At 42.5% G+C, this 22,548-nt stretch carries 18 protein-coding genes; 12 read left to right on the top strand and 6 right to left on the bottom strand.

Annotated elements, in window-relative coordinates:
* Positions 1–154: 154 nt before the first annotated feature.
* Genes AC1XUD_RS24385 through pstB form a run of 4 tightly spaced genes read left to right on the top strand, consistent with a single transcriptional unit; the run spans position 155 to position 3,472 of the window.
* Positions 155–988 (top strand): substrate-binding domain-containing protein, encoded by an 834-nt coding sequence (locus AC1XUD_RS24385; protein WP_483363653.1) that lies wholly within the window; start codon positions 155–157, stop codon positions 986–988.
* Positions 985–1,872: a phosphate ABC transporter permease subunit PstC gene (gene pstC / locus AC1XUD_RS24380; RefSeq protein WP_483363652.1), complete on the top strand. Its 888-nt coding sequence runs from the start codon at positions 985–987 to the stop codon at positions 1,870–1,872. The genes AC1XUD_RS24385 and pstC overlap by 4 nt, the downstream gene beginning before the upstream one ends.
* A complete protein-coding gene (gene pstA, locus AC1XUD_RS24375) occupies positions 1,869–2,714 on the top strand; it encodes a phosphate ABC transporter permease PstA (protein WP_483363651.1) in 846 nt (281 codons plus the stop codon). The genes pstC and pstA overlap by 4 nt, the downstream gene beginning before the upstream one ends.
* A gap of 11 nt (positions 2,715–2,725) precedes the next feature.
* On the top strand, positions 2,726–3,472 hold the full coding sequence (pstB, locus tag AC1XUD_RS24370; protein ID WP_483363675.1) for a phosphate ABC transporter ATP-binding protein PstB: 747 nt from the start codon (positions 2,726–2,728) through the stop codon (positions 3,470–3,472).
* Between the two features lie 40 nt (positions 3,473–3,512).
* Here pstB and AC1XUD_RS24365 read toward each other — a convergent pair whose 3' ends face one another.
* From AC1XUD_RS24365 to AC1XUD_RS24355, 3 genes are all read right to left on the bottom strand, one after another.
* Positions 3,513–3,623: a transposase domain-containing protein gene (locus AC1XUD_RS24365; protein WP_483363674.1), complete on the bottom strand. Its 111-nt coding sequence runs from the start codon at positions 3,621–3,623 to the stop codon at positions 3,513–3,515.
* A gap of 137 nt (positions 3,624–3,760) precedes the next feature.
* The gene (locus AC1XUD_RS24360; protein ID WP_483363650.1) at positions 3,761–4,009 is read right to left on the bottom strand and encodes a hypothetical protein; all 249 of its coding nucleotides are present in this window, start codon (positions 4,007–4,009) and stop codon (positions 3,761–3,763) included.
* 289 nt (positions 4,010–4,298) lie between these two features.
* The gene (locus AC1XUD_RS24355; protein ID WP_483363649.1) at positions 4,299–4,760 is read right to left on the bottom strand and encodes a DUF1569 domain-containing protein; all 462 of its coding nucleotides are present in this window, start codon (positions 4,758–4,760) and stop codon (positions 4,299–4,301) included.
* A gap of 285 nt (positions 4,761–5,045) precedes the next feature.
* On the opposite strand from AC1XUD_RS24355, the gene AC1XUD_RS24350 reads away from it, so the two are divergent.
* Entirely contained in the window at positions 5,046–6,254 is a 1,209-nt protein-coding gene (locus AC1XUD_RS24350; RefSeq protein WP_483363648.1) for an MFS transporter, read from the top strand.
* 106 nt (positions 6,255–6,360) lie between these two features.
* Here the strand turns inward: AC1XUD_RS24350 and AC1XUD_RS24345 are convergent, their stop codons facing one another.
* Entirely contained in the window at positions 6,361–6,720 is a 360-nt protein-coding gene (locus AC1XUD_RS24345) for a cupin domain-containing protein (RefSeq protein WP_483363647.1), read from the bottom strand.
* Between the two features lie 349 nt (positions 6,721–7,069).
* Between AC1XUD_RS24345 and AC1XUD_RS24340 the strand changes: the two genes are divergently transcribed.
* Entirely contained in the window at positions 7,070–8,650 is a 1,581-nt protein-coding gene (locus AC1XUD_RS24340) for a carbohydrate-binding domain-containing protein (protein ID WP_483363646.1), read from the top strand.
* Between the two features lie 85 nt (positions 8,651–8,735).
* On the opposite strand, the gene AC1XUD_RS24335 is transcribed toward AC1XUD_RS24340, so the two are convergent.
* Positions 8,736–9,563: an alpha/beta hydrolase gene (locus AC1XUD_RS24335; RefSeq protein ID WP_483363645.1), complete on the bottom strand. Its 828-nt coding sequence runs from the start codon at positions 9,561–9,563 to the stop codon at positions 8,736–8,738.
* Positions 9,564–9,664: 101 nt separating this feature from the next.
* Positions 9,665–9,898, bottom strand: coding sequence for a hypothetical protein (locus AC1XUD_RS24330; RefSeq protein ID WP_483363644.1), 234 nt, complete (start codon positions 9,896–9,898; stop codon positions 9,665–9,667).
* Between the two features lie 214 nt (positions 9,899–10,112).
* On the opposite strand from AC1XUD_RS24330, the gene AC1XUD_RS24325 reads away from it, so the two are divergent.
* The 6 genes from AC1XUD_RS24325 (at position 10,113) to AC1XUD_RS24300 (ending at position 22,278) form a co-directional block, all read left to right on the top strand.
* Entirely contained in the window at positions 10,113–11,321 is a 1,209-nt protein-coding gene (locus tag AC1XUD_RS24325; RefSeq protein ID WP_483363643.1) for a pyridoxal phosphate-dependent aminotransferase, read from the top strand.
* Positions 11,322–11,513: 192 nt separating this feature from the next.
* A complete protein-coding gene (locus AC1XUD_RS24320; RefSeq protein ID WP_483363642.1) occupies positions 11,514–12,617 on the top strand; it encodes a ThuA domain-containing protein in 1,104 nt (367 codons plus the stop codon).
* 338 nt (positions 12,618–12,955) lie between these two features.
* The gene (locus AC1XUD_RS24315; protein ID WP_483363641.1) at positions 12,956–13,618 is read left to right on the top strand and encodes a 3-keto-alpha-glucoside-1,2-lyase-like domain-containing protein; all 663 of its coding nucleotides are present in this window, start codon (positions 12,956–12,958) and stop codon (positions 13,616–13,618) included.
* 494 nt (positions 13,619–14,112) lie between these two features.
* Entirely contained in the window at positions 14,113–16,527 is a 2,415-nt protein-coding gene (locus tag AC1XUD_RS24310) for an ABC transporter permease (RefSeq protein WP_483363640.1), read from the top strand.
* Between the two features lie 724 nt (positions 16,528–17,251).
* On the top strand, positions 17,252–19,684 hold the full coding sequence (locus AC1XUD_RS24305; RefSeq protein WP_483363639.1) for an ABC transporter permease: 2,433 nt from the start codon (positions 17,252–17,254) through the stop codon (positions 19,682–19,684).
* Between the two features lie 194 nt (positions 19,685–19,878).
* Positions 19,879–22,278 carry an ABC transporter permease gene (locus AC1XUD_RS24300; RefSeq protein ID WP_483363638.1) on the top strand — a complete coding sequence of 800 codons (2,400 nt, stop codon included), beginning with the start codon at positions 19,879–19,881 and terminating at the stop codon, positions 22,276–22,278.
* Positions 22,279–22,548 lie beyond the last annotated feature (270 nt).

The raw sequence follows: 22,548 nt of genomic DNA, 5'->3' as shown, positions 1-22,548 counted from the left end.
CAGTGGTTTCTCTGTAACCCGACTCTGGTGTAAAAAAACAGGATTCAGATATAAGGTAGTACCATTGTCATACTGGAAAGTTAACATAAAGACAATATGAACCTCTGTATCAATTTTCTTAAAATTGGTAATGCTGTTTTTAAACAAGAAAGCTATGAAAGCGATTCTATCCTTCTTATGCATTTTTGCTGTTTCCTGCACAGATGACCATGACGTAATAAAAATTAAAGGCTCTGACACGGAAGTGAATCTTGCTGTCCAACTGGCGGAGTCTTTTCACGATAAAAACCGGACAGTTTTTGTTTCTATTTCCGGCGGGGGATCTGGGCTAGGAATCGCGTCGTTGTTGAATGGAACGGCCGATATAGCCAATTCATCAAGGTCGATTAATGAGGGTGAGCTAATTCTTTTCAAAAATGACGGAATAAAAATTGATTCATTCATTTTCGCCCAGGATGCGATCGCATTTGTCGTTGCCGAAAGTCTCCCAATTGATTCTATCGAAATAAAGCAACTGGCTGCACTATTAAGTGGGGAGCAAAGCGATTGGCTTGGCGTAACTAAACTTGAAATGCCAGTTAATATCTACGGCAGACAGAGTAATTCAGGTACCCATGACTTTGTCAGAAAGAGGCTTGGGATTGAATTCAGCCGGAAAGCTAAGGAAATGAATGGAAATGCACAGATATTGGAGGCAATAAAGTCTGATGAATCTGGTATCGGCTATGTCGGTGCTGGGTATGTTACCCACAGTGGAAGTAAAGGCATTAAAGTGCTTAAAATCTATTTAGACAACGGTCAAAAGGCGATCTCGCCATTGGACTCAAAGATGATAGCTGAAGGTAAGTATTTCTTCCAAAGGCCTCTTTTTCAATACTATAAATCCACATCTTTTGAGGAAATAAAACCTTTTATTGATTTTGAAAAAGGTGACCTAGGGCAAAAAATCATAAAAGCGGCTGGCTACTATCCAGTATTGAAACGATGAGTGTACAGAAAAGAGAACGGACCGACCGGATATTAAAAGTAATTTTCAAAGCAACTGGCCTTGCTGCTATTGGCTTGTTAGGAGCTATTTTTTTCATGCTGATTTATAACAGTATTGCTTTTTTTGCCCATACGAATCCTATTGATTTTTTCACTGGTTCGCAGTGGAACCCCCAGAGTGTTAACGGATCATACAGCATTTTTCCTTTGCTTGCCAGCACGGGGTTTGTGGCATTTGGTTCAATGCTCATCGCGGTCCCTTTGGGGATTCTGACGGCAGCCTATATATCAGAATTTGCCCCAACCAAATTGCAAGCGGTATTAAAGCCAGTGATTGAAATGCTGGCTGCAATTCCCTCGGTAGCTATCGGTTTCTTAGGAATAGTCTTAATCGGTCCTGGAATTGCTGATTTGTTTGGCATTCAAAACGGATTGAATGCACTTAACGGGTCTATTTTATTGGCAGTCATGGCCTTGCCAACCATAATTACAATTAGTGAAGATGCGATTAATGCTGTGCCCAGAACATATCGCGAAGCTTCTTTTGCTTTGGGAGCCGACAAGTGGGCAACGTTATTTCACGTGACAATTCCTGCCGCGCTTCCAGGGTTAATTGCAGCAGTAATGTTGGGTCTGGGGCGAGCACTTGGGGAAACGATGACCGTTTTGATGGCCACCGGAAATGCCGCTGCCTTGCCAAAAAGTTTTTTGGATTCTATTCGCACAATTACCGCCACCATTGCTATTGAAATGGGAGAGGTGCCGTACCAAACAACACATTATTTCGCGCTTTTTGCTATTGCAGCAGTTCTGTTTCTGATTACAATGGCAATCAATCTGTTGGGTGAATATTTCGCAAACCGGTTTAGAAAGTTTCATGCATGAAAAAGAAATTCGTAAACATTTTTAATTGGGTACTCCTGATTGGTAGCACAAGTACGGTGTGTTTATTTTTGGGCATTATTTTATTTGATATTTTTTCAAAGGGTTTTTCATCTGTCTCCTGGAATTTTATCAGTAAGCCTCCAACTCATGGCATGACAGAAGGAGGGATTCTACCAGCACTTATTGGAACTCTGTGGCTTACGATGATTACCACACTTTTCGCGGTTCCATTTGGAATCGGTTGCGCAGTGTATCTCAGTGAGTATGCAAAACCTTCATTACTAACGAACCTCATACGCGCGTCAATTCGCAATCTGGCAGGTATCCCTTCAATTATTTATGGTCTGTTTGGGTTAGCGTTGTTTGTTCAGGGCTTTCAGATGGGAACCTCCGTTTTATCAGCCGGATTGACATTAGGTTTGCTGTCACTTCCTTACATTATCACAACAACAGAAGAGGCGCTAAAACGTATTCCAAACAGTATGCGGGAAGCGACCTTGGCCTTAGGGGCAACTCAGTTCGAAACGATTAAGGACGTAGTGCTACCCAATGCGTTGCCAGGTATCTTGACAGGCATTATTCTTACATTATCACGCGCGGCTGGCGAAACAGCACCTATCTTATTTACGGGCGTAGCATTTTACATAAATGGATTAACCTCGTCTGTAAATCAGGAGTTTATGGCTTTGCCATATCATTTATATATGCTCTCAACCCAGCATCAGTCAATTGAACAAGTCAGGCCGCTTGCATATGGCACCGCAGTTGTCCTTATCATGATGGTCTTCATTTTGAATGCAATTGCCTTTTATATTCGTTTTAAACAAAGAACGCAAGACTAAACATGGATCATATCAAACTATCCGCTCACTCCCTAAACCTGTCTTTCGGCAAAAAGCAGATACTTAAAAATATCAATATCGATTTTAATAAGAATGAAGTGATATCCTTGATTGGTCCCTCAGGATGCGGTAAGTCTACTTTGCTGAGGTCGTTCAATCGCATGCACGATCTTTCGCCCGACGCAAATGTCGAAGGAAAGTTAAAACTTGATGATCTGGACTTGTATGATAATCAAATCTCAGTAACTGAAATTCGCAAACGGATAGGAATGGTATTCCAAAAACCAAATCCTTTGCCAAAAAGTATTTACGACAATCTTTCTTATGGGTTGAATATTCACGGATTTTCAAAGCAAGAAATACCCGGACTTATCGAAAAAGCTTTGAAAGAGAGTTACTTATGGGAAGAGGTTAAGGATGAATTGAAAAAACCTGCTGTTAAGCTTTCCGGTGGTCAACAGCAGCGATTGTGTATTGGCCGCACAGTCGTTCTCCACCCTGAAGTAATTTTGATGGATGAGCCCTGCTCAGCCCTTGATCCGATTAGTACTTCTAAAATTGAGGAATTAATTACGAGCTTAAAGAAAGATTACACCATCGTAATCGTGACTCATAATATGCAGCAGGCACAACGCATTTCCGACAAAGTCGCTTTCATGTATATGGGGGAAGTCATTGAGTATGACAAAACAACAAATATTTTCAAAAACCCTAAACAGGAGTTAACGAAAAATTATGTTGGAGGTCATTTTGGATAAAAACTTAGTCTCAGGGTTCTGATTTCGGTACTTAATCCAGTTATTTGGAAGCAGTTGATAAAGATCTATTATGCTTATGTGATTGGATACTTTCAAAAACATCTTTCAGCCATGGTTGTTCGTCAACGCCGTTTTTCTTGCAAGTAGCCATAAAGGAGTACATAGCTGCTGTCATCTCGGCTGCCTGGTGGGAGCCGGCGAACAAAAATGCTTTTCTTCCGATTGCCAGGGTCTGATGGCATTTTCAGCCAGATTATTGTCGATCTCAATTTGTCCACGCATACGCGCTTAATCCTTTCCATCGTGGTAAGGTGTAAAAGTATGGCTTGGCCGAGTGGACTTTTCGGTATTACTAGTGGAAGCTGCTGTATCATCCATTCTTTCATCTAAGAGAACCGGACCCGATTTTTCCTGTCTTAGCTTAGTTTTCTCTTCCCAACTCAGCCCTTCTTCTCGCATTTGCTGTTCGAGCACGTAAGTTGCTCTTTTCCTATCATATTTAAGAGCGTCTACGGATCGGCGGCGGGAATGACCCATGCAAATGTAGGGAGCGATGTATCCGTAACTGCCGAATTGTTAGGCGCGACGGGATCGACTTTCATGCCATCCTATAATAAAACACAATCACTTCTGTCTATTTATGTACATAGCTGGAAGATGAAAGTTCTTTCTTAAAAATGGCATATACCGGAATCTGGAAATTGGCATGTCTATGTAATTCAATCTCCTGTGATATGCGCTCAGTCACAATCCATAGTGTATAAAGTTATAAAATGGGCCGCCTACCGCGGGTGCCTTTACACAGGTATTTTAACACTGTCGAAAATTATACCCCAAACTGGGTCAAATGATGGTTGATATGCTTGTAGAACATATTATTCCATTCTTCCATGGTCAGTTTCCCGAAATTGTGAGATTCCATTCCATCAAAATGCGCCGCTCCAAGGGCTTGTGTTCTTCTCAGGAAATCGATTAATCTGTTCTTTTCTGTTTCAAAATTCCGATCATCCTTGATGATAAAGTCTGGACCGGTCTGAGAGTTTTTGGGGAAAGGCTTTTCACTCACAACCGTATTTTTTGCAAACAATTTGAAGATTAATTTCAAAAACGCCCCAGGCTTTTTGTATTTGTCTTTTTCAAACACGTATTCGTACGAAACGCAGCAATGGGCCAGCATTTGTGAAACTGTCATTTTACCCCACATGGGCACAGTCGCAGGCTTAAGTTTGTTGATTCTGTCAATTACTTCGTCTGTTATTTCTTTTGAAAAGATATTAGGAAGGGGCATCTGACCTTTAATGTTAACGATGAATAATTGTTGAAATTCCGTTCAGTAAATTTTGTAAGAAAAACTAAGAAATTGTAATTCGATTGAAACTTAATTGATTACATTTGCTGCATGAACGCACAATTCTCAGATATTCTTGTCTATAACTGGTACCCAAAGGTCGACCAGGTGGAATAGCTGTATATCTAGAATTCAAACTATATGCATTCCGCCTGGTAAATATTCCGGGCGGATTTTTTATTTTATGCCATCCCCAAAACAGAATAGATTATTTAGCCATTTAAGATGATGATAGCACGAATTATACATAACTACAGAGTATCATTTAGCGGACTAAGCCGGGAAACCTGGTTGCTGAGTCTGGTTATCCTGATCAATCGGTGCGGTTACATGGCGGTCCCGTTTATGAGTATGTACATCACTCAAAGTTTGCATCGCAGTATTGCTGATGCGGGATTGATCATTACATTATTTGGTGTCGGTTCAGTCGCCGGTGCAATGGCTGGAGGATATCTGACTGATAAAATTGGATTCAGACCCGTTCAGATTTTCAGTTTGATTATCAGCGGCGGTATGTTTATTCTATATGCTGAATTCACAGATTTTACATATATATGCCTGTTAACCATTGCTTTAAGTTTCTTTGTGGAATCGTTCAAGCCCGCCAATACTACGGCTATTGCAGCATATTCTACAAAGGAAAATCTGACACGATCGTATTCTTTGAACCGGCTAGCAACCAACCTGGGCTTCGGTTTCGGATCGTCAGTTGGTGGAATTCTGGCAGCCATTAATTACCATCTGCTTTTCCGGGTGGATGGTTTGGTATATGCCTTTGTAGGGTTATTGATATGGGTTTTGCTACCCAAAGCAGTTGTTCAAAAGGAGGAATCGCATGAAGAGAATGGTAGCCTGTCCCCCTGGAAAGATGCGTTTTTTGTTCGGTTCATCATTCTGGTTACTGCTTTTACTATGACGTTTCTGGTGTTGTTCAGACTTGCTCCTGTTTTCTGGAAAGAGCATTTGCATATCAACGAAACTCAGGTCGGCTTATTAATGGGAATGAATGGGATCATTATTGCCGTTTTTGAGATGGTCTTGATTCAGACTTTGGGCAACAGGAAAACAGATTCTTGGCTGATACGGGCGGGTATTATATTTACCGGTTTATCGTTTTTAGTATTGACTGTAGCTGATGTCATGCCGATTGCGCTGGCAGCTTTCGCCATCATTTTGTTTACAATTGGCGAAATGCTAACCTTGCCTTATATGACTACAATTGTTATGAACCGTTCTAATGACAATAACCGGGGGAAATATTCAGCTGCATATGCGATATCCTGGGCCGTAGCGCAAATCGTTGGGCCATCTTTAGGCGGACTTATTGCTGAAAAAGGTGGTTATGAAATGCTGTGGCTTTTCATGGTAATACTTTGTCTGGGCTGCGCCTTGGGTTTTAAACTGATATTTCGCAGAGAAATGGCTTTGAATTGAGATCGTTGCGTTAAATCAAGGCGCATTACGAACGCTGAACCAGCTCGTCCCGTTTTCAAATCGGGACGAGCTGTTGAAGGCCGACTGCCGAAAACCTACCGCCAACTTAGTATTTTAACTCGGTTGTGATAAATTCAACAACACCATCACTTGTATTTTGCAGGTCGTGCACTGTGCTGCCTTGAGCGATGATATTTTGGAAAGATGTCTGTCCCTTTTTAAAAGTAAAGCTCACCTGGCTTCCATCTTCCTGGTTTGATATTCCGCTTCCATCTTGTAAAACCGTCCAAAAATAGTCGTAGTTGTGACGGTGGTAATGAATTCTGTCGCCTGGCTGGAGCTCTATATGCCATACTTTTACTTTGTCGTTTTCAAAAAGTAAAGTATGTCCCACATCGTCGTTATCTATGTTTTCCTGAAGTTCGTGTTGCAGTTCTTCAGCTGTCGGTTGGGTGAAATCTGCCATGTTGATCATTTGAATTTAGGTGATGCTATTGTCTACTAACGCATATCATTTTTGAACGCAGAGTTAATATAAGTTCCAGCTGAGTTTCCCTTAGTTTTCGCATATTTTTACGAGACTCTGCGAAAAAACGCTCCGAACTCAGCCTTTAACAATCTCCGCTGATTGAGAGAAAAAGAAAAAAATAGCATGAAATTACTGATGATATTGGCAAATAGGAACAGGGAAATATGAGGTGCCTTCTAGGCTTTGGCAACAACGACCCGATTTGCTGCGTAAATCAAAATGTTGGCCTGTAAATATCGAGCGCTCATGGGGCATACCGGCATATTACTTAACTCATCAATCATATATGACACCATTTCTTTTGAAAAACTTAACAAAGCCCTCTTCAGGTATCTCCAATGCTATTGGTAAGCTTGCTTCCAGGATGTTCATCGTTTTGGTTTTATGCTCATCTATATCTTGCTCAGACGATTCTGAGGATGTGACCGGAGGGACAGATAATCCTGACACGAACTTTACGATCAGCGACGTGTCGACGACTTCGGCTGCCCCGGAGGGAAATATGGATACTGCCGCCGATGAAGAAGATTTGCTGGCTAACTCGACCTTTTCATCCGTGGTAACCATCGATTATGGAACAACGATCACGGTTACAAATCCCCTGGAAGGTGCAGGGGTAACCGTTTCGCAGGCAAGTGGCGACGTGACAGTCAATGCAACCGTACCAGAAGTAGAATATGTAATTTCCGGAACCACGTCGAATGGTTCCTTGAAAATATATAGTGATAAGAAATTCAAGCTGACTTTGAATGGCGCGAATATTACGAATTCCGACGGGCCGGCGATCAATATCCAATCGAGTAAGCGGGCGTTTGTTGTGCTTAACACGAACACAACCAATACGTTAATAGATGGGGCTACTTATGCTGCCAGTGGTGAGGAAGATCAGAAGGCAACACTTTTCAGCGAAGGGCAGTTAATTTTCGGTGGAGAAGGGAGCTTGACATTGAAAGGGAATTACAAACATGCGATCGCAAGTGATGATTATGTCAGGATTATCAGCGGGAAAATAACCGTTACCGATGCAAGTTCTGACGGAATCCATACCAACGATGCGTTTATCGCCGATGGTGGAACGTTGAGTATCACCACCAAAGGTGACGGAATCCAGTGCGAGGAAGGATATGTGGTGATCAATAACGGCAATTTTACGATCAGTGTGGCAGATAAAGGTATCTCTGCCGCGTGGGATACCGATACTACGATTGACCCTTATTTGACGATCAATGGCGGAACAATTAATATCATTTCGTCTGCCGGAGAGGGAATTGAGTCTAAAAGTGTGCTGACCATCAATGGCGGGACTATAAATACTAAAACATCCGACGACGGACTGAATGCAGCGAAATTTATCTATATCAATGGCGGAAGTATATATGCATATAGTACGGGAAATGATGCCATTGATTCTAACGGTCAAATCACGGTTACCGGAGGAAGAACCGTTGCAGTGGGGGCAAAATCGCCCGAAGAAGGCTTCGATTGCGACAGAAATCAATTCAAAGTAACCGGAGGAATTTTGGTGGGAATTGCGGGTGCAACCAGTAGTCCGACTGCCAGCGTGAGTACGCAACCGTCTGTGATTCTGGGTGGTGGCACCGCCAATCAGATCATTCATATCCGGTCGACAGATGGAGCCGAAGCACTCACGTTTACGATCCCGGCGAGCTATACCACCATGTTGTTTTCTAGTCCGAAATTGAAAATCAGCACCGGATACAAGATATACACAGGAGGCACTGTTACAGGCGGAGAGAATATTAACGGACTTTATAATTCTGGAACATATAATGGAGGAACCGAGGGAGCTTCATTTACCACGGGTAGCATGGTAACAAAAGCAGGCGGCAGCACTGGGCCAGGCTGAGGTGCAGGAATTGTCAATCATATCGAAAAAGGATGGGTGGAAATCGCTTCCACCCATCCTTTTCCGATATAAACTATATGTAAGTCTATTGTGAAATCTGCCTGTCAAAATAGCTTTTCATAAATAGAATTTGATATTTCACCGCATTTTGCCAGTATGGCCATGTATGGCCCCCGGGACGCGAGATATAATCGTGTGGAATTCCGGCATATACTAAATCCTGGTGCAGTTTTTCATTGACTTTATAAAAGAAGTCGTCTGTTCCGCAGTCGATAATAATGGAAAGTGAATTTGGAGTGAGGAGCGGTAGTAAATTGATCACCGTGTTCTTTTTCCAGATTTCGGCATTTTGAGCATAGTTTCCCAGGCGTTTTGCCATATCCCAGTTGTTTGGATACGGCGTAATATCCACTCCTCCGCTCATGCTTCCAGCCACTCCAAAAATATCCTGATGCTTGATTGCGAGGTATAAAGCTCCATGTCCGCCCATACTCAGACCTGTTATGCCACGACCTTTCCTGTCTTTAACAGTTTTATATTTTTGATCAATAAACCCAACCAGCTCTTTGGTAATATAGGTTTCATATTGATATGAGGGGTCGACAGGGCTGTCCCAATACCAGCTACTATATCCTCCATCGGGACAAACAATAATGATATTGTGCTGATCTGCAATCTTTTGAAAACCTGGTGCCTTTTTCAGCCATCCGCCATAATCGTCGCTATATCCATGTAACAGATATACTACCGGTAGCGCACTTTCTTTGGCATATCCATCCGGTGTTATCACGGCCGCTTTAATAGATTTTTTCATCACGGCACTGTAAGTTGTAATGGTATCGACCGTTGCTGCGGATGCAAAAAAAGTATGGAGAGCCAGAAACAGGGCGCAGGAAATTAGTTTTTTAATCATGATTTGGGGGAGCTATTAGGGGTTGGCTTTTAGCTTTTAGGTCTTAGTTTCTACAATTGAGTATAAGTTATTTAATTTTTTTCGAGTGATTTTCCGGCAATCTATTTTTGATATCTGCCTTTCATCCAGACGTAATGGCCGCCTTTTCCGCCTTTCCAGCGATAATATCCGGGTATCCAGTAATGTTTCGGAGATGGTGGCTTCGGTCTGACCTCCTCTATGGGAGGTGGGGGGGATGGACGATGTGCTTCCGGGCGGACGACACACGCGGCTACTGAGCAAATTAACAGGGCAATTATAATTATTTCACTACCAGCTCTCTTTGGACTTTTCATATGGGTTATTCGGTAATTATTGTACTCCGGTCATTGCACCTGATCCATAGAGAATGAGAAAGGAAGCAGGATTTGACCTAAATATAATATTTATATCAAATAAATTTTATCTGTACATTACTATGTTGTTGAAAACTAGTTGGTTGTAACCATCAAATTTTTTAAATTGAGAATTCATTTTTCTCCTATTATAAAATCGTTAAAAAATCAATTTATGAGCCAACCACTTAATCGCAGAAAAGCGCTCAAGGCAGGATTGCTTTCCCTTGGGGCGATGGCAGCATTTCCACAGCTCAGCAGAGCAGCGAGCGGGTTCTACAACGACGGTGCATTTGCAGATTCCCCTTTGTCTCTTGATCCTGAAATGAGGATCTTCCGAAGCCCTATGGTGAGGGAGCATTTTCTGGATTTCGCCGACAGACCGAAAATTACGACGAAGCTAAGTTCCAACGAAAACCCATATGGTCCGCCACAAACAGCGCAAGCTGCAGTGGCCGAATCGGTAAAAAGAGGTAACAGATATGCATGGCAGGAAATGTACGACCTCATTGATAAAATAGCTAAAAAAGAGGGAGTTACATCGAAACATATCATGATGGGTCCAGGTTCTTCCGACCTTTTGGAAAAGGTGGCTCTCGTGTTATTTATGAATGGAGGAAATATCGTTTCGGCTGATCCGTGTTACATGTCACTGGTGAATGTGGCCAAATCTGTTGGCGCAACCTGGAAGGCCGTTCCATGTAAAAATGATTGGTCGCACGATTTAAAAGCAATGGAGGCGGCTATTGACAAGGATACAAAACTCGTATATATATGTAATCCTAACAACCCGACTGGCAGTATCACTTCCGGAAAAGAGTTGCTTGATTTCTGTTCAAGAGTTTCCGAAAAAGTGCCAATTTTCGTAGATGAAGCCTACATCGAGCTAGCAGTTGGAGCGGATACGCAGAGTATGAACACATTGCTCGCTCAAAATAAAAACGTAATTATCGCCAGAACATTCTCTAAAATTATGGGGATGGCAGGTATTCGTGTCGGATATATCGCTGCGCAACCGGCGTTCCTTGATCAGATCCAGAAAATAACACGCGGTGGAATGGGTGTTTCTTACACTTCTATTTTCGCAGCGTCGGCAAGTATGGACGATATGACTTTTCAGGATACTACACGTAAACTGAATCATGAAGCCAAAACATATTTGTGCCAGAATCTGGATAAGATGGGTTATAAATATATTCCGTCATATACCAATTTTGTAATATTCCCGATCAACATTCCGGGTAAAGAATTGTTGGGTAAAATGACAGCCAAGGGAATTGCCGTCAAGGCATATGATATTCAGAACAAACCCTGGTGCAGGGTGAGTATCGGCACGATGGACGAAATGAAAACGTTCGTTGGTGCGCTTCAGGAAATTAGCTGATTTTAAAGTTGAACGTGATAGTTAAAAAGGGCCGTAATTGATATTGCGGCTCTTTTCTTTTGCCGATAGGGGTTTTTTGGATTTTTATGGTCATCAAAGTATATGCCCTGGTACTTTGTACTTTTAACTTTTGTAAGATGCGGAAGCGCCGCACGCTTTCAATGTGCTCAATTCATTTAATTTCAAAGCAAAATGATGAAAACTATTCCTAAAATCGTTGTCGCAGCGGTTCTTTCATTTACCTTCGTTCTTACTATTAACCCGAAGGGATTTTCTATCAACTTATCGGAAAAAAATCGAGAAACTGTTAGTAATCAGGATGATAAGGATAAATATAAAATCGTCTACAAGGGTGAGTCAGGCCCGGGAGTCGGGAAAAATATTGTTTTCATTGCCTCCGATCACGAATATAGGAGTGAAGAATCATTGCCTGCACTTGCGCGCATAATGGCCAAGCGATATGGATTTACATGTACGGTCTTGTTTGGATTGGACGACAAAGGATTCATCGAGCCCGGCAGCTCGAACCTGCGGGGATTGGAAGTGTTGGACAAGGCCGATTTGATGGTGCTGTTCACGCGCTTTTCTAATTTCGATAGCAACGAGCTACAGCATTTCGACGACTATCTGAAAAGAGGGGGCAGTATCGTCGCCTTCAGAACTTCGACACATGCGTTTAATATCAAAGACAATCCTAAATGGGCACATTATTCATGGGACTACAAAGGGCCGATGACGGCCTGGAAGGATGGTTTTGGAGAATACGTTTTGGGTGAAACCTGGGTATCTCATTTGGGCACAAACCACAAGCAGTCATCGAAATTTATCATTGAAAAAAAATCACATCCGATCATGACGGGCGTGAAAGACATATGGGTGCCGACGGGAGATTATACCGTATACCCAAAAGGAGAAGTATTGGCACTCGGACAAGTTTTGGACGGGATGACGCCGACTTCGGAACCCAATAAATCCAAAGAACACGTAGCAGTTGCATGGACAAAGGAATATCAGTTGGAGGGCGGTAAAAAAGGAAAGACTTTCACCACCACGCATGGTGCATCTGAGGATATCCTGAACGAAGGTTTCAGACGTATGGCACTGAACGCGATGTTCTGGGGACTAGGTATGGAAAAGGAAATAAAACCAACTAACAATTATGATTTTGTTGGGCCCTACAAGCCAACTACTTTCAATTTTGATGGATACAAGGCAAGTGTTAAACCTACCGATCTTGCTGACTTCAATTCTTTGATTATGCCGGGTGAGGTGATTCAGATGAAGGGAGGGAAGTAAGGAGGAAAGGACGAAAGGGAGGATGGAGGAAAGGTTGTCATGTCCTGAATCAAGTTAAAGATTTTTAAGTTAGATTTTGAAGGGTTTCGGCGGAGGTTGAAACCCTTTTTTCGGCTTACCGATATTAATTTACAGATCGTAAAAAAGTCAGACGTAGCGTTACGCTAGTTCGAACTGGTGCATACCTGTTCGATAGCGGACAGAAAATAATGGATATATTATTTTAAATGGTTGTATATCAGATAGTTGTGTTTTTGGTATGCGTTTTTTAGAAATTGAGGAACATTGAAGCGTTAGCAACCGGATATGCCTTTGATATACCTTAACCAACATTCTGTATGAACTTGAAACACCTTTTTTCTGCCATTGTAGCTCTGATGATTTCAACATCTTTATTGGGGCAAAGCATAGTTGCAACATTTGACCTTTACGACGTCAATAAAAAGGGGAAGTTGGAGGTGCTGAACCGGACACTTACCTCAGTGGTCGATGGCGATCGGAGGTTGGTAAGGTTTTCGGAAGCTGATGGAGATGGTCTGGCTTGGCTTGAAGGTGCCAATTTTACAAATGGCGTTATTGAGCTTGATATCAGAGGCAGAGACCTACTCCAAAAAAGCTTTGTGGGCGTCGCTTTTCACGGGCAAGACCAAAAGACTTTCGATGCTGTATATTTTCGTCCTTTCAATTTCAAGAGTTCGGATTCTGTTCGTCATATTCATGCGGTACAATATATCTCTCATCCCGATTTTCCGTGGGAAAGGTTGCGGAAAGAGCACAACGCGAAATATGAGAAACTAGTAGCTCCCGCGCCAAATCCTGATGAATGGTTTCATGCTAAAATCGTCGTCGATTATCCGAATGTAAAAGTTTACGTGAATAACAACAGCGAGCCAAGTTTAAGCGTAGCCAAATTGAACGACCGGAAAACCGGAAAGATCGGATTGTGGGTTGGTTACGGATCGAACGGAGATTTTGCCAATTTAACGATCACCGCTAAATAGACCAGTTTGTTGGTTAATGAAAGGGTTCAGGCATTTGCTTTGAACCCTTTTTGGTATCTATATGCAGATATTCTGAAAGTTGCACAATCCGTAGCTGTCAGCGACCGACAACTCCCTTCTCTTCACTATTTATCTGACCGTTCAATCCTGAACAAAAGTGTTCACAAGCGGACACGTAAGAGGCAAGTGTAATTTTAATTTGTTGATATTTAGGCGGTTAGGTATTTGGTATGCATTTTGAGATGGGAGGACGGAGTAAGCGCACGAAAGGAAGGAATGGTTTGGAAAATGGAACATAATGGACTGAAAGGCTTCAAAAACCGGCAGCCTGTGCGATTCGAAAATATTCTGGATATAATACGAAAGCGACACCAGCAAATTCAGGTAAGTAATTAATATTCAAACATTTAAAAACAGTCTTTTAGAGAATGGACGGTTGGCAAGGGAACTCCCTTCATCCCACCTCCCTTTCCTCCTTTATCCTCGTCGTAACCATGCTAAAAAACTATTTTAAAATCGCCTGGAGAAACATTGTTCGCAACAAAGCGTTTTCAGCAATCAATATTGTCGGTCTTGCTATTGGAGTGGCGGCGTGTTTACTTATTTTGCAATATGTTGCTTTCGAACTCAGTTACGACGATTTTAACAAGAACAAGGATCAGATATATCGCGTTACCCAAGACAGATATAATGAAGGAAAATTAAGTACTCAATGGGCTGCTGGCGTGATGGCGGCAGGAAACTCGTTCAAAGAAGCATTCCCCGAGGTGGAAGACTATGTAAAGATACTTCAACGCGGTTCGACTATTCTGGATTTTGGAGAGAAGAGCCGCAAGGTGGAAAAAGTTGCTATCGCGAGCAATTCGTTTTTCTCAATATTCACCTATCCAGTCATCTACGGTGATCCGAAAACTGCTTTAACGGACGTCAATACGGTGGCAATATCGGAATCGGTAGCTCAAAGCCTCTTTGGTAGTGAAAATCCAATCGGAAAAACAATTCTTAGTAATAAAAGGCGTCCCTTTAAGGTGACGGCAGTATATGCCGATATGCCAGCCAATTCGCATTTTAAAGCAGATGTTTTGGTGTCATATGCCACATTTTTAGACAACGTAAAACCTGATAATCCCGAAACTGCCTGGCAATGGGACGGCTGTCTGACGTATGTTAAACTTAGATCAGGAACAGACGTAAAAGCTCTTGAAGCGAAATTTCCCGCCCTCGTCGATAAACTGGCGGGCGAGGAGCACAAGAAATACAATTCAGCGGCGATATATCATTTACAACCTCTAAAGGATATACATCTTTATTCACATCTGATGATGGAAGCTGAGCCAAACGGAGATGGTAATACGGTATATCTATTATTGGGCATTGCCTTTTTCATCGTAGTTATTGCTTGGGTGAACTATATTAATCTGGCCACTGCCCGTGCCGTCAATCGTGCGAAGGAAGTTGGGGTAAGGAAAGCCGTGGGTTCTCAGCGAAGCCAACTGGTTTGGCAGTTTATGACCGAATCCGTTGTTTTGAATGGCCTGGCTATCGGTCTGGCGATCATATTCGTGGTGCTTGCGCTTCCCGGTTTCAACGAAATGTCAGGACAGAAGCTGTCGTTTGAGTTGCTGAGGGGCCAAGTCTTCTGGCTTCCGCTGGTCGTGTTGTTTTTGGTAGGAGCATTTTTTTCAGGGTTATATCCTGCGTTTGTTCTTTCAGGTTATAAACCGGTTCTGGTATTAAAAGGAAAGGTTGCCAATACATTTCAAGGCATATTGTTACGCAAGTCGTTGGTTGTGTTCCAGTTTGCCGCTTCCATGTTTTTGTTGGTCGGCACGATGTCTGTCTTTCATCAAATCAACTTTATGCGTAGCCAAAGTTTGGGATTGGATATCACACAAACCTTGATTATTAATCCACCAATCGTTGCCGAAGATTCAACTTTTATGAGGCAGATGGCGGCGTTCAAGGAAGAGCTTTTGCGGCAGTCGGGAATCAAAAAAGTGGCGGCTTCGGGTGTAGTGCCGGGTGAGGCTTCTCAATGGAATGCTGGAGGTATACGCTTGAAAGGAGCCGATGATAAGATGGGAAAACAATACCGGGTTTTGGCGGTTGACCATGATTTCGTCGATGCATATAATATGAAATTGCTCGCAGGCAGAAACTTTTCAAAGGATTTTGGTGCAGATCCTAAAGCAGTCATTTTTAATAAAATGGGTGTCAAACAGCTTGGATTTGATCATCCGGAAGAGGCAATAGGTAAAGAAATCAATTTCTGGGGTGAGATTTTTACGATTGTCGGAGTAACCGATAATTTTCACCAACAATCATTAAAAGATGCTTACGAGCCATTGATATTGAGATTAATACCAGACGTTCGCGGTTATTTTTCTGTCAAACTTACAACGGGGTCGGTTAGCCAGACGATCGAAAAAATTCATACAGAATGGAATAAGTTCTTTCCGGGAAACCCATTCGAATATCAGTTTCTGGACGAAAGGTATAACAATCAATATGCCGCTGATCAACGCTTCGGTCAGGTTTTCGGAGTCTTCACTGGGCTCGCGATATTGGTTGCATGCCTTGGATTATTCGGTCTTGCCTCATTCACAACAGCTCAGAGAACCAAGGAAATAGGAATTCGAAAGGTATTGGGTTCATCCGTTTTTGAAATTGTGAGCATGCTTTTCAAAGAATTCACTACCCTGATTTTTATCGCCTTTGTCGTTGCAATACCATTGGCATGGTACGCAGTGGATCGCTGGCTACAAGGATATGCCTTCCATACCAGTATCGCGTGGTGGTTGTTTGTCCTTCCATTGTTCATGGTTTTACTCATCGCGGTCATTACTGTAAGCTTTCAGTCCATTAAAGCCGCATTGATGAATCCGGTGAAGGCTTTGAGATCGGAGTAGGGAAGAAAGGGTTAGATCGCGCTAACTCCGATTTGCAATCGGAGTTGTATGGTAAAGCGTTTGCAACGCATTTAATATGATACACTATTAGGACTCATTCGCGTGGAATGAGATGATTATATTGGAGATTTTTCGCGTTAGAAACGCTTAACCATTTGGAACCGATTGCAAATCGGTTCCAGCCGCTAACTCCGATTTGCAGTCGGAGTTGTATGGTAAAGCGTTTGCAATGCATTTAAAGTGATACACTATTAAGACTCATTTGCATGGAATGAGATGATTATAATGAAAATTTTTCGCGTTAGAAACGCTTAACCATTTGAAACCGATTGCAAATCGGTTCCAGCGGATCGCTAACTCCGATTTGCAATCGGAGTTGTATGGTAAAGCGTTTGCAACGCATTTAAAGTGATACACTACTAAGACTCATTTGCCTGGAATGAGATGATTATATTGAAAATTTTTCGCGTTAGAAACGCTGAACCATTTGGAACCGATTGCAAATCGGTTCCAGCGGATCGCTAACTCCGATTTGCAATCGGAGTTGTATGGTAAAGCGTTTACAACGCATTTAAAGTGATACACAATTAAGACTCATTCGCATGGAATGAGATGATCATATTGAAGATTTTTCGCGTTAGAAACGCTGAACCATTTGGGATCGATTGCAAATCGGTTCCAGTGTCAAAGAGGGTTAGAGGTATCTACATTATAGATAATTGTTATGCTAAAAAACTATCTAAAAATCGCCTGGCGAAATCTTCTTAGGAATAAAGTGTTTTCGCTGATCAACATGACTGGAGTGAGTATTGGCGTTGCTGCATGTATGCTTATTTCGATGTATATCTTTCATGAACTGAGCTACGACAGTCAGGTTCCCGACTGGTCACGGATTTATAGGTTTTATTCAATAGATAACAGGGAGGCGAAGGCCCAGATGGGAATTTATTTCTCGGCGAATACCGCACCAACCTTGAAAAAGGATTTTCCGGAAATAGAAGTGGCCGGCCGGATGATGGACAATCCATTGTTTTACGGAGCGGGCACGAACGAGATCCGCATAGAGGGTGAGCCGATGCAACATCATGAGGAGGGATTTGTATATACAGATCAAGAGATACTTGATATTTTTAAATTCCCGATGGTATATGGTGATGTTCAATCCGCATTATCGGAGCCGAACACAATGGTAATTACGGAGAGTAAAGCTGTTCAATATTTCAAGAATGAAAATCCGCTTGGGAAGATCATATATCTCAACGGCAACGATAGTATTCCATTTAAAATAACAGGCGTGATGAAGGATTTTCCCTCCAACTCGCATATGGATTACAAATTCCTGATCACATTGAAAGGAGTGGAATTTGGGGAAGGTGAACAAACCCGTTGGCTTCAAAGTAACTATTACGTCTATTTTAAGTTGAAGGAAGGTGTTGATTATGTGGCATTTGGCAAACGAGCTAGCAAAGCGTTGATGTCTAAATATTTGGTTCCCGCTTTGAAGGATATTGGCTTCCCGGGTTTAGACAGTATTGATAAGAAGTTTTCGCAAGCTCTTCAGCCTCTTGGCGACATTCAACTATATTCCGCAGATTTCGGTGATCCGCATCCTCGAGGAGATATTCGCTTTATCTGGCTTTTTGGAGCGGTCGCAGTGTTTATTTTGGTAATTGCCTGTATCAATTTTGTCAATCTTTCCACTGCCCAGTCTGCTAACCGCGCGAAGGAGGTTGGGTTAAGGAAAGCCGTTGGTTCTCAGTGCATTGAGCTGATTCGGCAGTTTTTGACCGAATCTACGCTTATCACATTCATATCCTTTGTGATCGGAATTATCATTGCTTTTTTACTCTTGCCTACCTTCAATTCAGTTGCGGGCAAAGAACTCGAATTTCCGTGGAGGATTAGTTGGATCATTCCGATACTTGCTGGCGCAGCTCTGGTAATTGGCTTGTTGGCAGGTGTTTATCCGGCTTTTTATCTTTCCCGCTTTAATCCGACAGAGGTCTTAAAAGGCAAGCTCAGAATAGGAAGTCGTTCATCAGGGTTGAGGAGCACATTGGTGGTTTTTCAATTTACTATTTCAATCATCCTGATCGTTGGAACGCTCATTATTAATAAGCAAATGAGATTTATTCTGACCGAAAAGCTCGGTTACGATAGAAATCAGGTCATTCAATTGTACGGAACCAATATGCTGGGCGACAAAGTCCAAAGCTTCCGGTCCGAGATCAAGGAAATCGCCGGAGTATCGAGCGCAAGTATCAGCGATTTTTTACCAATCGAGGGTACAAAAAGAAATGGCAACAGCTTTAATCATGAAGGGAAAGAAAATCAGGAGGAGGGAATTCCGGGACAGGCTTGGGATGTCGATGAAGAGTATATCGAGACGTTGGGACTGAAACTCGTTGCCGGACGTAATTTTTCAAAAGATAGAAAAACAGACCAGCAGTGCACGATCATTAACGAAACAATGGCCAAGAAGTTGGGGATGGGAAATCCTGTTGGTAAGAAGTTGTCTCGGTATGGAGGGTTATATGAAATCATTGGTATTGTTAAAGATTTCCATTTCAATACATTACAAAGGAAAATTGAGCCCATATGCTTGTTCTATAATTACAGCCCAAGCATCATTTCTGTTAAAGCGAAATCTGCTGATATGCCCGCTTTGTTGAACGCTTTGGAAGCAAAATGGAAAACATTTGCACCGAATCTGGCCTTCCGTTATAACTTCATGGATCAGTCCTATTCGCGTATGTATGACAATGTGAAAAGGGTGGAAACCATTTTTACAATCTTTGCCGTGCTGGCCATTTTTGTTGCCTGTCTTGGATTATATGCACTTTCGGCGTTTATGGTGGAACAGCGCAGCAAGGAAATGAGCATTCGTAAAGTGCTCGGAGCATCTATGCAGAACATTTTCCAGCTATTGACCAATCACTTCCTCAGACTGGTGGCTATATCTATCGTAATTGCCACGCCGTTAGCCTATTACCTAATGAAACAATGGCTGGAAGATTATGTCTATCGTACTAAAATCGAGTGGTGGGTATTCGCTGTAACCGGCCTGATCGCGTTTGCTATTACCCTGATTACGATCAGTTACCACGCAATAAGAGCAACAGTGAGAAACCCGGTCGTGGCGTTGAAAACGGAATAGAGGAGAAAGGCAGGAAGGAGGAAAGGGGCGAAGGGGAAGGTGGCAGAAGTGAGGGTCCGGCGTTTTATGTAGCATTTTGGTAAAATATTGACAATAAATTCATCATGAAATAGTATTCGGTTGTGTTAAGAAGATCGAGTGAGCGAATTCCCTTCCTCCCTTTGTCCCCTTTCTCCTTCGTCCCTTTAAAGCCCATGTTAAAAAACTATCTAAAAATCGCCCTTCGGAATATCTGGAAGAACAAGGTTTTCTCAGCTATTAATATTGTCGGTCTGGCTATCGGTCTGGCTTCTTGTATCGTCATTATGGTCTTCGTGTTTTACGAAAACAGTTTTGACAAAGTCCATACGAAAAACATATATAGGCTCGATGAGATCCAGAAATTTGAGGGTATGGTGGCACCGCAAAAGGTGGCGCTTTCGATGTTTCCGATGGGCCCTACGCTTAAAAGCGACTTTCCGGATGTCAGGAATTTTGTTCGGATCAGGAGGATGGATAAGGTCACCCTTGATTATCAGCAAAAAAAATTGCAACTGCCAAAGGGGCTGATGGTCGACGAGAATTTCTTCGAAATGTTTGATTATAAATTACTTGAAGGGAAGAAGCAAAGCGTGCTGGCTGAGCCTAATACGGTGGTACTTTCTGAAAAAAGTGCGAAAAGCATTTTCGGAAATCAGGATCCGATCGGGAAATCTTTAACACGATATGATAGCGATACCATTGTTTTCAAAGTTACCGGTGTATTTGAAGACGTTCCGGGAAATTCGCATCTTCAGTTTGATGCGCTTTTCTCATTCAAGACAATTATAAAGCCGGAATTGATGGAAAACTGGGGCGGTAATTGGCTTACGACCTATCTTGAACTTGCACCCAAAGCCAATATTGCGAACCTTGAGAAGAAATTTCCCGCATTTCTGGAGAAACGGATGGGAAAGGAGGGGGCTAAAAGCTACGTACTGTTTTTACAACCGCTAGCCGAAGTGCATGCCAAGTCGACCGATATAACGCACGACTATATCAATTATCAGAAATTTGATAAAAGCTATACTTACGTCTTTTTTGTGATCGCGGCCATTGTACTCATTATTGCCTGTGTTAATTTCATGAACTTGTCTACCGCGCGTTCAATGGGCAGGGCCCGGGAAGTAGGTGTGCGGAAATCTATCGGGGCGCAACGATACCAGTTAGCAAGCCAGTTTATCGGAGAGTCGGTTTTGTTGTCATTTATTTCGTTGATACTGGCGGTTTTACTGGTCAAACTGATCTTGCCTTATATGGCTGAATTTAGTCAGCGCCAGCTAGATTTTGCTGTTTTTACGGACATTAAGCTGATGCTTACTGTACTTGCCGGTACTGTCGTGATTGGAGTGTTATCTGGATTATACCCAGCTGGTTTTCTTTCCGGTTTTGAGCCAGTCAAAGTTTTGAAAGGAACTTTTAAAGTAGGGAAAAGCAATTTCAGAAATATACTTGTGATCGCTCAGTTTGCCAGTGCTGTCTTCCTGATGATTGCCACCGGTTTTGCTGTGAAGCAGTTGCATTTTATGCAGGATAAAGATCCGGGTTTTGTAAGGGAGCAGGTTGTAGTTATTCCGCTCAATTTCAAATCAGACCCGAAATATCGTACACTGAAGCAGGAATTTTTAAATTCTTCCTTTGTTGAAGCTGTCAGCGGTTCACATCAGCGATTAGGGAATAATCTGCATCAAACCGGAGTTACGTTCCATGGAGATGGACCCGCGAGAAGTATGGCGTCATCGCAAGTCGTGGTAGATCCTGATTATCTGACCTTATATAAAATCAAGATCCTGGCTGGCCGTAATTTCCAGGATACCGAGGCGGATAACGCGAAGACATATATAGTAAACGAGTCCTTGGCAAAAGAGTTGTTGAAAGACCAGAAGGTCAAGACTTACGAGTCATTGATCGGTAAAAGATTTGGCTTCGGAGGCATGGATTCATTGTCGAAAATCGTCGGCGTAGCCCAGGATTTTAACTTTAATTCACTGCATAACAAGATTGAGACGCTTTGTATTTTCAATCAGAAAGACTGGGGATATAGCGAAATGTCGGTTCGGATTAAAGGCAAAAACGCGAAACAAGCTATAGCGGCCATGCAGACAATCTGGAAAGAACAGCTTCCTGACGAACCTTTTGACTATTCATATCTTGACGCGCATTTTGAGGAGTTGTATCGCGCCGACGGGCAGGTGAGTGAAATAGTGGGGATATTAGCGGGATTGGCCATTTTTGTTTCATGTCTTGGGTTGTTCGGGCTTGCATCCTATTCAGCTGAAAGACGAACCAAAGAAATCGGCGTTCGCAAAGTAATGGGCGCTTCTGTCGCTGGTATGGTCGCTTTACTTTCCCGTGATTTCCTGAAACTCGTTTTAATCGCCATTCTCATCGCAACCCCAATCGCCTGGTATGCAGTCCACACATGGCTCCACGATTTCGCTTACCGAATCGATATCGACTGGTGGGTTTTCGTTCTGACTGCACTTTTGGCAATCGGAGTAGCGCTACTAACCATCAGCTTCCAAAGTATAAAAGCAGCGTTAATGAACCCGGTGAAGAGCTTGAGGAGTGAGTAATTTAGGAGAAAGGGATGAAGGGAAGAAAGGACGAGGGAACGAATAAGTTGAGTTGGTTGAGACCTCTGAGTTTTCTACTAAAGGAGTGTAATCGGGTAGAGCAATTGATTTTGTCGGGGAGGCTGGGCATGAAGTGAGGAGCTTCGGATTTTGCAGATTTTATTATAGACTAGTTGAATGTAACTTTCTGAAATACAATATTTTAAAAACTTTTATATTAACGGAGGAAGGTTGAGTGGCAGGATTTATGTCGTTCGCGGCCCCCGGTCC

The organism is Dyadobacter sp. HNCC25DJ184 (genome assembly GCF_056895215.1).
Note: the sequence above shows the minus strand (reverse complement) of the source record. Positions and strands in the feature narration are given on the sequence as shown.

Bases quoted from the DNA above. Each gene is read 5' to 3' on its own strand.
- AC1XUD_RS24385 (WP_483363653.1), top strand. From the start codon at position 155: ATGAAAGCGATTCTATCCTTCTTATGCATTTTTGCTGTTTCCTGCACA.
- pstC (WP_483363652.1), top strand. From the start codon at position 985: ATGAGTGTACAGAAAAGAGAACGGACCGACCGGATATTAAAAGTAATT.
- pstA (WP_483363651.1), top strand. From the start codon at position 1,869: ATGAAAAAGAAATTCGTAAACATTTTTAATTGGGTACTCCTGATTGGT.
- AC1XUD_RS24365 (WP_483363674.1), bottom strand. From the start codon at position 3,623: ATGGCTACTTGCAAGAAAAACGGCGTTGACGAACAACCATGGCTGAAA.
- AC1XUD_RS24360 (WP_483363650.1), bottom strand. From the start codon at position 4,009: ATGGGTCATTCCCGCCGCCGATCCGTAGACGCTCTTAAATATGATAGG.
- AC1XUD_RS24355 (WP_483363649.1), bottom strand. From the start codon at position 4,760: ATGCCCCTTCCTAATATCTTTTCAAAAGAAATAACAGACGAAGTAATT.
- AC1XUD_RS24350 (WP_483363648.1), top strand. From the start codon at position 5,046: ATGATGATAGCACGAATTATACATAACTACAGAGTATCATTTAGCGGA.
- AC1XUD_RS24345 (WP_483363647.1), bottom strand. From the start codon at position 6,720: ATGGCAGATTTCACCCAACCGACAGCTGAAGAACTGCAACACGAACTT.
- AC1XUD_RS24340 (WP_483363646.1), top strand. From the start codon at position 7,070: ATGACACCATTTCTTTTGAAAAACTTAACAAAGCCCTCTTCAGGTATC.
- AC1XUD_RS24335 (WP_483363645.1), bottom strand. From the start codon at position 9,563: ATGATTAAAAAACTAATTTCCTGCGCCCTGTTTCTGGCTCTCCATACT.
- AC1XUD_RS24330 (WP_483363644.1), bottom strand. From the start codon at position 9,898: ATGAAAAGTCCAAAGAGAGCTGGTAGTGAAATAATTATAATTGCCCTG.
- AC1XUD_RS24325 (WP_483363643.1), top strand. From the start codon at position 10,113: ATGAGCCAACCACTTAATCGCAGAAAAGCGCTCAAGGCAGGATTGCTT.
- AC1XUD_RS24320 (WP_483363642.1), top strand. From the start codon at position 11,514: ATGATGAAAACTATTCCTAAAATCGTTGTCGCAGCGGTTCTTTCATTT.
- AC1XUD_RS24315 (WP_483363641.1), top strand. From the start codon at position 12,956: ATGAACTTGAAACACCTTTTTTCTGCCATTGTAGCTCTGATGATTTCA.
- AC1XUD_RS24310 (WP_483363640.1), top strand. From the start codon at position 14,113: ATGCTAAAAAACTATTTTAAAATCGCCTGGAGAAACATTGTTCGCAAC.
- AC1XUD_RS24305 (WP_483363639.1), top strand. From the start codon at position 17,252: ATGCTAAAAAACTATCTAAAAATCGCCTGGCGAAATCTTCTTAGGAAT.
- AC1XUD_RS24300 (WP_483363638.1), top strand. From the start codon at position 19,879: ATGTTAAAAAACTATCTAAAAATCGCCCTTCGGAATATCTGGAAGAAC.